General features: G+C 47.2%; 7 protein-coding genes. 5 read left to right on the forward strand and 2 right to left on the reverse strand.

Going from position 1 to position 9,115, the window contains the following annotated elements:
• On the reverse strand, positions 1–1,031 hold a 1,031-nt coding region (locus K9J17_18455), incomplete at its 3' end, for a choice-of-anchor B family protein (GenBank protein ID MCF8278715.1).
• Positions 1,032–1,177: 146 nt separating this feature from the next.
• On the opposite strand from K9J17_18455, the gene K9J17_18460 reads away from it, so the two are divergent.
• The 5 genes from K9J17_18460 to K9J17_18480 are packed head-to-tail and all read left to right on the forward strand — an operon-like array spanning position 1,178 to position 7,351.
• On the forward strand, positions 1,178–3,115 hold the full coding sequence (locus tag K9J17_18460) for a glycoside hydrolase family 97 protein (protein MCF8278716.1): 1,938 nt from the start codon (positions 1,178–1,180) through the stop codon (positions 3,113–3,115).
• Between the two features lie 17 nt (positions 3,116–3,132).
• The gene (locus K9J17_18465; GenBank protein ID MCF8278717.1) at positions 3,133–3,717 is read left to right on the forward strand and encodes a protein tyrosine phosphatase-like domain-containing protein; all 585 of its coding nucleotides are present in this window, start codon (positions 3,133–3,135) and stop codon (positions 3,715–3,717) included.
• The gene (locus tag K9J17_18470; protein ID MCF8278718.1) at positions 3,717–4,490 is read left to right on the forward strand and encodes a sulfite exporter TauE/SafE family protein; all 774 of its coding nucleotides are present in this window, start codon (positions 3,717–3,719) and stop codon (positions 4,488–4,490) included. Before K9J17_18465 ends, K9J17_18470 begins: the two co-directional genes overlap by 1 nt.
• 48 nt (positions 4,491–4,538) lie before the next feature.
• Positions 4,539–6,359 carry a T9SS type A sorting domain-containing protein gene (locus K9J17_18475; protein ID MCF8278719.1) on the forward strand — a complete coding sequence of 607 codons (1,821 nt, stop codon included), beginning with the start codon at positions 4,539–4,541 and terminating at the stop codon, positions 6,357–6,359.
• Positions 6,356–7,351, forward strand: a complete 996-nt coding sequence (locus K9J17_18480) for a glycosyltransferase (protein ID MCF8278720.1) — start codon at positions 6,356–6,358, stop codon at positions 7,349–7,351. The genes K9J17_18475 and K9J17_18480 overlap by 4 nt, the downstream gene beginning before the upstream one ends.
• An 84-nt stretch (positions 7,352–7,435) precedes the next feature.
• Here K9J17_18480 and priA read toward each other — a convergent pair.
• Positions 7,436–9,115, reverse strand: a 1,680-nt coding sequence (priA, locus tag K9J17_18485) for a primosomal protein N' (GenBank protein MCF8278721.1), incomplete at its 5' end; no start/stop codon positions are given.

Consider the following 9,115-nt stretch of genomic DNA (forward strand, 5'->3'; position numbering starts at 1 on the left):
AAGGGATAAACTCCCCAGCATCCTCTATAAACACCGCTTGTAGCAATTTCGGTAGATGTATCGTAAAAACCTGCCAGAACGGGATGTGCCGGATTCGAGCAATCGAACATGTAAACACCATCAAAATAGTACGATACAAAAAGGTAGTTGTCTCTATAGATAAGGTTATGTGGTATTGAAACAGGAGACACATCAGAACCTATCGTATCTGTTACAAACAGATCGCTCATATCCGACACATCAATGATCTTCACATCCATTCCGTGCGTTTCATCTGCCAGCGCATAATAAGGTTGGTCTTTCATCAACCAGCCGCTGTGGTTGTAACCGCTTTGCACGTAGGTATCCAAAGAACCTATCATCTGTGGGTTGCCAATATTGGAGAAATCGACCACAAATAGTCCGTTTGCTCCTGCATTTAAATAAGCTGTATCTCCTTTAACATACACATCATGTACATAGCCGATGGCGCTCCAGAATGGAACATCTTCCGGACAATCCAGCAATAAGGTTGGAGCCGTTGGGTCTGCAAGCGAATACACTGCAAAATCAACCGTTCCGCCACACACGTACATGCGTGCACTTGTGGTGTCTATGAATATGTTGTGCGAACGTGGAAACAACTCAGGACTATCGTAAACTAGTGGCGCAGAATCGGGCAAGAACCGTAGGTCAGCAATCTGAAGTGTGCTGCTTCCTTCATCAGAAACCATGTAGAGATAATCATCATGATCATGAAAATCGCGATGAACGATTCCTGGACCGGTAAAAGCGCCTTCTATGAAAGCCACTTGACTTGATGCCGATGGAACGGTGACATCAAATATGTGCGTTCCCATTGTGGAACCGATGATGGCGTATTCCGCACCGTTCTTAGCGTAACCCCAAATTTCGTTATAGGTATTGTTATGAGCACCCGATGGCGGTAAGGAAGTATCCTGCCAATTGAAGAGCGAATCGAGGTTCATATGGCCTTGCGCAAATCCGTTAGCGGAAAAGGCAACGAATAGAAATAGGAGTGTCTTTTTCATCAAGGTCGAAAGTAAATGAAAGTTCAATTCGAAATGGTTGTGCATTGGACCAAATCATGCTAAGGATTGTGATACGGTCTGTTTTACGAAGTTTGGTTGGCATAGGTCATAACATTTCGGCAACTTGGCGCCTTAATTCTGAATTCATGAGAATACCATTGATATCCTTTATTCTGTGCTTGTTTTTGACTCAAATTCATGCGCAGGAATTTCTACTTACATCACCAGATGGCGTGTTGAAAGTGGAAGTGCTCGTAAGTGCGAATACTGTTTACCGTGTTTACAAGGGCAACAAGCTCATTATGCACGGAAAACCAATTGGGCTGACCATTGGAAAAAAGAACAATCTGGGGCAAAAGGAATATGGCGTGAAGTCTGAAACTTCTACCGTTAACAGAACCGTAACTCCAATTGTACCTTACAGAAGTGCCAAAATAAAGGAGAACTACAATCAACTTTCCTTAGAGTTTGACAGCGGCCTTGGCATTGATTTCCGATGCTACAATGAAGGCTTTTCTTACCGATTGCGAACGTCATTTGATCGTGAAGTGAAGATCAGTGAAGAACGAATGGGATTTGAGCTGACAGCCAATCCGAATGTCTGGTTTCCGAAAGAGACCAGTTTCTATTCGAGCAACGAAAAAGCATTCATTCCAAAAGCCAGCATGGACCTGAAGAACGGTGAAAAAGCCAGTTTACCCATTCTTTGGCAATGGGAGAATGGCCCTTTCATCCTTTACACAGAAACAGATCTGCACGATTATCCTGGCATGTATTTGAAAACAGACGGTTTGGGCGCTTATTCGGCTATTCATCCACCTCATGTGGCTACCAAATTCAAAGCTTTCGACCGCTTTGTGATGCCAGCTTTCAAGAACAATTGGATAGCCAAGACCAACGGAAACCGTTCGTATCCATGGCGCGTGTTCTGCGTAGCTGCTGACGAAAAAGCGCTATTTGCATCACACTTGCCTTGGTTGCTGGCATCTGAATCTAAATTGAGTTCAACAGAATGGATCAAACCAGGAAAAGTATCGTGGGACTGGTGGAATGCCTTGCAATTGGAAGGTGTTGATTTCAAACCGGGATTGAACACGCAGACCTACAAATACTACATCGATTTTGCGGCAAAGAATGGCCTCGAATACATCATAATGGATGAAGGTTGGTACAAACTGGGCGACCTGACCAAGGTGAAACCAGAGATCAACATGCCCGAATTGATCGAATATGCGGCCAACAAGAATGTGGGAATTGTGCTTTGGGTTGTGTGGCGTACACTCGAGAAACAATTTGACGTGGCCTTTCAGCAATTCACCGATTGGGGTGTTGCAGGCATCAAAATGGACTTCATGATGCGGAATGATCAGGAAATGATCGCCTTCTACGAGAAGGTGGCTCAAGAAGCAGCCAATCGATTGATGGTGGTTGATTTCCATGGAAGCCACTGCCCGAAGGGATTGCAACGAACATATCCGAATGTACTCACCTTCGAGGGTGTTCGTGGAATGGAATGGAACAAATGGAGCAGCGCCATCACTGTTGAGCATGATGTGATCTTGCCATTTACCAGAATGATGGCCGGACCGATGGATTATACGCCCGGAGCAATGGAGAACATCTCCAATCCGAAGAAGCACCACATGAATTTCAAGCATCCGAAAGGACAAGGAACCAGATGCCACGAATTGGCCAAATACGTAGTGTACGAAAGCCCATTGCAAATGCTGGCTGATGAACCGACAGCCTACGAAAAGGAAGCTGAGAGCATGAAGTTCCTGAGCGAAGTTCCGACCACGTGGGATGAAACGATCGTGCTGGATGCTACCGTTGGTGAGTACATTCTATTGGCCCGAAGAAAAGGGACAACGTGGTACATTGGAGGAATGACAGGTTCGGTTGGGCAGACACTCAGCATCGATTTGTCCTTTTTGGGAACCGGACAATTTGAAATGGAACTTTGGCGAGATGGCACCAACTACGAGTATTTTAAAGAGGAAACCATAACTTCAAGCATGAAATACATCATTTCCATGGCTGAAGGTGGTGGTTGGGCGGCCATCGTGCGGAAAGCAGGAACTTAACCTTCAATAAAAGCGACATGAAACGGATCTGGCTTATCGGGTTCAACATCATCACATTAATTGCATGGCTGCTATATCTCATTCATGCAGCGCTGCACGGACTTGAGTTCAATCAACAAAGCCTGATCTTGTTGAGCATTGCTCAAGGTTTGGCTGTTTTCGAGATCATGAACGCCATCATTGGTATTGCAGGCGCCAATTGGCTTCTTACTGCCGCACAGGTCTTTTCGCGGCTACTCATCGTGTTCATCATCAACTGGATTCCTGCCGAAGTGCTTACAGAACGTGGCATCCTTTCTGGCTTTGCCATTGTCACCATTGCATGGAGTGTGACTGAAATAGTAAGAGCGTTATATTACCTCACGGATCTTTACAAAAAGGAGATTCCGGCCATTACATTTTCACGCTACACTTTCTTCATCTTTCTATATCCATTAGGAGTTACAGGCGAGTTTTTGGTGATGTACAGCTTTTGGGAATGGCGTGCATTCGAACTCAATATCATCAATTTGGCTTTGGCCGGTGTGGCGCTCTCCTACTTCGTTTTCTTCCCAAAACTGTATGGCCACATGTGGAAACAACGGAAAAAGAAACTTAGCTGATGGAATTTGTAGTTATCGCGCTGGTTGCAGCCTTTGCTTCGCTGCTTACATTCTTCTCCGGTTTCGGACTTGGAACGATTCTCACGCCAGCCTTCATGCTCTTTTTCCCGATTGAAGTGGCCATTGCCCTCACCGGAATTGTGCATTTGCTGAACAACCTCTTCAAGATGGGATTGGTAGGATTGAAAGCCAACTGGGGAGTCGTGCTCCGATTTGGAGTTCCTGCCATTCTAGGCGCCATCGGAGGTGCCTCGCTCCTACTTCGGTTTTCCGTCAGCGAACCCATATTCGAGTATCAATTGTTCAACCATCCATTTCAGGTTTTCACCTTGAAACTGGTGGTTGCAGCGCTGATGGCCTTCTTCGCCATCTTCGAAATTGTTCCAAAACTGAAGAACCTGGAATTCGGTAAGGACAAGCTCATTCTTGGTGGTATCATCAGCGGGTTCTTCGGTGGATTGAGCGGACATCAAGGCGCCTTGCGCAGTGCATTCCTTATCCGTTATGGACTTGGGAAGGAGGTTTTTATTGCCACTGGAATCGTGATTGCCAGCTTTATAGACATTACCCGATTGGGGCTTTACTTCTATCGGATGAAAGAGATTGATGTTGCCAGCAACTTTCCGATTCTGTTGACTGCTGTACTTTCTGCCTTTTTGGGAGCATACTTCGGTCAGAAACTGCTGAAGAAAGTAACGCTCGATTTTGTGCAGATAACTGTGGCAGTGATGATCCTCCTGCTTTCCTTTTTGCTCGCTTTGGGTATTATTTGACAATTCGGTTTGAACAAAGCCACGTTTGTGCGTATTACCTTTATCCCTATGCGAAGTCTGTGGTTATTTCTGGTCTGCTTGAGTCCACTTGTTGGCAACGCTCAGAAATGGGTGGCGTTTGACGATGATATTCATCCAATAGACCGAAAGGAAGCACAATTGCTTCAATATGCTGGAACAATTGCCACGGATACCACTTCCATCAAGGGGTTTTTGAATACGCGGATTGAAAACCTCAAACCTGCTTTGGTGGATCTTGTGCTAACGCACGAAGTAAGCAGCCCGAAAGGGAAACATTACCTTTTTTCACAAACCATCAACGGTCATCGCGTGTTCCGAGGTTCGGTAAAAATGAATGTGAGCAATGATGGTCGCGTTCTCAGCATATTCGACCATACCTTCTCTGTTTCTGATAATATCGACCTCGATTTCCCTGATCATGCGGCTTATAATGAGGGCTTGATGGTCCATTATGCTGAACCTGGGAATGGCGCGCTGGATCATTACAATTTGGAGGAAATGTACATGGAATCCAATGGCGAGATGCTTCCTGTGATCCGCTTGGAAGTGATTGAAAGCACCGACCGCTACTACGAACTCATCTTGAACAAGGATGTGAAAGTGATCTATCAGAACGACCTTCTTTCCTATGCCGAGCCGCAAGACAGCACCGTTACACTCTGGGTTTTCAATCCTGACCCATTGACTTCTGCCAATCAGGCGTATGGTGCGCCTTATGCCGATAATTCTGATCAGGATGTGCTGGAATTGAATGCGGAACGTATTCCGGCACAATCGAAGCTCACATTCCAAGACGACATTTTCTACTTGAAAAGTGACTTTGTAAGCATTGAGGAGTTTTCGTTTCCAGATGTTGCGCCTGTAACGAGTTCAAGCCCTGAGTTCAATTATACACGTGCCGAAGCGGGCTTTGAAGACGTGAATGCCTTTTATCACATCAACTATTTCCAACAGTACATTCAATCGCTAGGGTTTACCAATCTGGTGAATTATCAAATCTGGGTAGACACGCACGCGCTGAACGGAAGCGACAATTCCAATTTCAATGGCGGTTTCAGTCCACCACGATTGAGTTATGGAGAAGGTGGCGTGGATGATGCGGAAGATGCCGATGTGATTATTCACGAATACGGCCACGCCATTTCAAATTCTGCCGCACCTGGCACCAATAACGGTGGCGAACGCAAGGCCATTGACGAAGCGCTAGGCGATTATTTCGCTTCATCCTACTCTCGTTTCATCAGCCCAAACCGTTGGAGCGATGTCTTTACATGGGACGGACACAACGAATATTGGCAAGGAAGAAGCTCGGTCAGCACCGATCATTATCCCGAAAACCTTCAGAATAACCTCTACTCGGATGCCGATATCTGGTCTGCCACCATCATGCAGATATGGGGCGATATCGGACGGGAAGTCACCGATGCCATCATGATGCAAACCTGCTACAGTTTTGCCGAAGGAATGACCATGCCGCAGGCAGCCGTATTGTTCTTGCAAGCCGATACGCTGCTGTTCGGTGGCGCCAATTTTATTCCTATTCGCCAACGGATGTTTGACCGTGGACTTATTCCGTGGAATGTAAGTGTGGCAGACATCAATAAGCGCCCAAGTTTGTTTCAAGTGGCGAACAGCGCAGGTTTTGCGAGTGGTGCAAGTGCCTTGAATGTGACTGCTTCTGAAGCGTTCAAGGCAAACCTTTTCAATGCCATCGGTCAGCAGCTGAGCTCCAAATCGGTGAATGATGGTCGATTTGCGTTGTCGCCAAATGGCCTTCGTTCGGGAGTCTATTTCCTCGAACTGATCTCGAACGATCAGCGTGAGACAATCAAATTAGTGAAACATTGAGTTCGGAGGCACTGCGAATCTCCATCCTAACGCCTGTTAAGAATGCAGAACCGTTCTTGCGCGATTGCCTCCTTTCCATCCAACAGCAAAGCGAAACAGATTGGGAACTGATTGCAGTGAACGATGGTTCTACGGATGGCAGCAAAGCCATTTTGGATGAATTTGCCAAAGCTGACCCGCGCATTCGCGTTTTTGAGAATACAGGAACAGGCATCATTGAAGCCTTACGCTTGGCCTATTCGAAAAGCAGCGGGCAATTCATTACTCGGATGGATGCAGACGACATCATGGCTCCGAATAAGCTCGAAATCCTAAAATACAAGCTGATCATGAACGGAATGGGCCACGTTGCCGTTGGGCTGGTGAGGTATTTTTCGGCAGATGGCGTGAAAGACGGTTACCGACACTACGAAGGTTGGCTCAATCATCTGACGGCTTCTGGCACAAACTATTCCGACATCTATCGCGAGTGCGTGATTCCTTCTCCCTGCTGGATGGTTTTTCGAGATGACCTTGACCGCTGCGGAGCTTTCGAGCCAGATCAATATCCGGAGGATTACGACCTGACCTTCCGCTTCTTTGCCAATGACATCAAGGTCATTCCTTGCTCAGACATCATTCATCATTGGCGCGACCACGGCCAACGGACGTCAAGGAACGACCCAAACTACGCAGACAACCGTTTCTTGGAGTTAAAAATGCGTTGGTTTCTGAAACTGAGCCACCAACCCGAAAGGCCATTGATCGTTTGGGGCGCAGCTTCAAAGGGAAAGATCATTGCGCAATCGCTGTTGAATTCGGGCGTTGATTTCCGTTGGATATGCAACAACCCGAACAAGATCGGAAAGCATGTCTATCACACGCTTATTGAAAGTTTAGATACAATGGATGAAATAGCTCATCCTCAAGTAATTGTGGCTGTAGCAAACAAGGATGAGCAATCCGAAATCCGGGAGCAATTGAAGCCTGACGAAGCCTTCTTTTTCTGTTGATAATGAGGTATTAGGAATTAGCTTTTAGCCGCTACGCATACCGCTTTCTGGTTTCGCTAACTGCTAACACCTAATGGCTAACAGCTAAATAGGATCAACATCTGGTTGAAAGAACACCGAACGGAATTCCTTCTCGGCATGCACATCGCGGATGATCTTGAAGATCTCTTCCTTCCGTTCCTTAATGTGCTGACCACCCATCTTCAGCATGATCTGTTTGTTGTACTTATTGCGAATACGCTGAACCAGCGGATACTCGGGCCCAAGCAATAGCTTATCGGGCACGGGGCCCAAACGTTTGGCCAGCTCATCGGCCGCTTTATCCACCACATCCCTATCGCGGTGCTTGATGGTAATGGCGATCATACGGATGAAAGGCGGATATCGGAACTGCTTGCGCTGCGCCAGTTCTGCATCGTACATGCCTTCATAATCGTTCTGCACTACCTTTTCGATGATGAAATGCTGCGGGTCAGAGGTCTGAATCACTACAAGCCCTCTTCTGCCTTTTCTGCCTGCCCGACCACTTACCTGTGCCATAAGCTGATAAGCTCTTTCGTTGGCTCTGAAATCGGGATAATTAAGCAATCCATCGGCATTCAGAATGCCCACCAATCCCACATGGTCGAAGTCCAATCCCTTGGTCACCATCTGGGTTCCCACCAGAATATCGATGCGTTTCTCTTCAAAATCGGAAATGATGCGTGTGTACGCGTGCTTACCGCGAGTGGTGTCCATGTCCATACGGGCCACTACGATCTGCGGAAAATGCAGAGCCAGCTCCTCCTCTATCTGTTCGGTACCAAAACCCTTGGTCTTGATGTAAGTGGACTGACACTTAGGGCAAACCTGTGGCACTTTATCGGCATGGCCGCAGTAATGGCAGCGCAGGTCGTTGCTGTATTTGTGGTAGGTAAGCGATATGTCGCAGTTGATGCAATCGGGCACCCAACCGCAATTGTTGCACTGCAAGAAGCTGGAATAACCGCGCCTGTTCTGGAAAATGATGACCTGTTGTCTGCGGGCCAGCGTTTCTGAAATGCGCTGCAAGAGCTGAGAGGAAAAAGGGCCTTTCATGGAATCGGCCTTGCGTTCCAATTTCAGGTCGCAGAGCTCGATGTACGGCATCAGTATGCCCCCAAAACGTTCGTCCAGCAGCACCAGGCCGATCTTATCGCGCTTGCCGTTGAAATACGCTTCGATGCTTGGTGTGGCCGAACCCAACAGCAATTTGGCCTTGGCCTGTTTGCAGAGATAGGCCGCTGCATCGCGGGCGTGGTAGCGTGGCGCAGGGTCGTGCTGTTTGAATGTGTGTTCGTGTTCCTCATCCAAGATCACAAAAGCCAAGTTGCGGAAGGGCAGAAACAAGGACGAACGTGCGCCCAGAATGACCTGGTAGGGTTCATCGCTCAGTTGTTTCTTCCACACTTCCACCCGCTCGTTATCCGACATTTTGGAATGGTAGATGCCCACCTTTTCGCCAAAATGCTTCTGTAAACGTTGGATGATCTGAGCCGTGAGCGCAATTTCAGGTAGCATGTAAAGCACCTGTCCTCCATTGTTCAAATGCTCGTGGATCAACTGAATGTAGATCTCCGTTTTTCCGCTTCCCGTTACGCCATGCAGCAGCACGGCATCTTTATCCAGAAAGGCGTGACTGATGGATTCAAAGGCCTTATCCTGATTGGGTGTGAGCACAATTCCATCCTTGGCCCACGATTCCTGATCTACCAAGCGTGTGATCTCCAACTCATCCTTTATCAG

The organism is Flavobacteriales bacterium, assembly GCA_021739695.1.
In the GTDB taxonomy this organism is placed as follows: domain Bacteria; phylum Bacteroidota; class Bacteroidia; order UBA10329; family UBA10329; genus UBA10329.

What these genes read in the sequence shown, in the direction of transcription:
- K9J17_18470 (MCF8278718.1), top strand. Translation starts at nt 3,717, where the DNA reads ATGGAATTTGTAGTTATCGCGCTGGTTGCAGCCTTTGCTTCGCTGCTT.
- K9J17_18475 (MCF8278719.1), top strand. Translation starts at nt 4,539, where the DNA reads ATGCGAAGTCTGTGGTTATTTCTGGTCTGCTTGAGTCCACTTGTTGGC.
- K9J17_18460 (MCF8278716.1), top strand. Translation starts at nt 1,178, where the DNA reads ATGAGAATACCATTGATATCCTTTATTCTGTGCTTGTTTTTGACTCAA.
- K9J17_18465 (MCF8278717.1), top strand. Translation starts at nt 3,133, where the DNA reads ATGAAACGGATCTGGCTTATCGGGTTCAACATCATCACATTAATTGCA.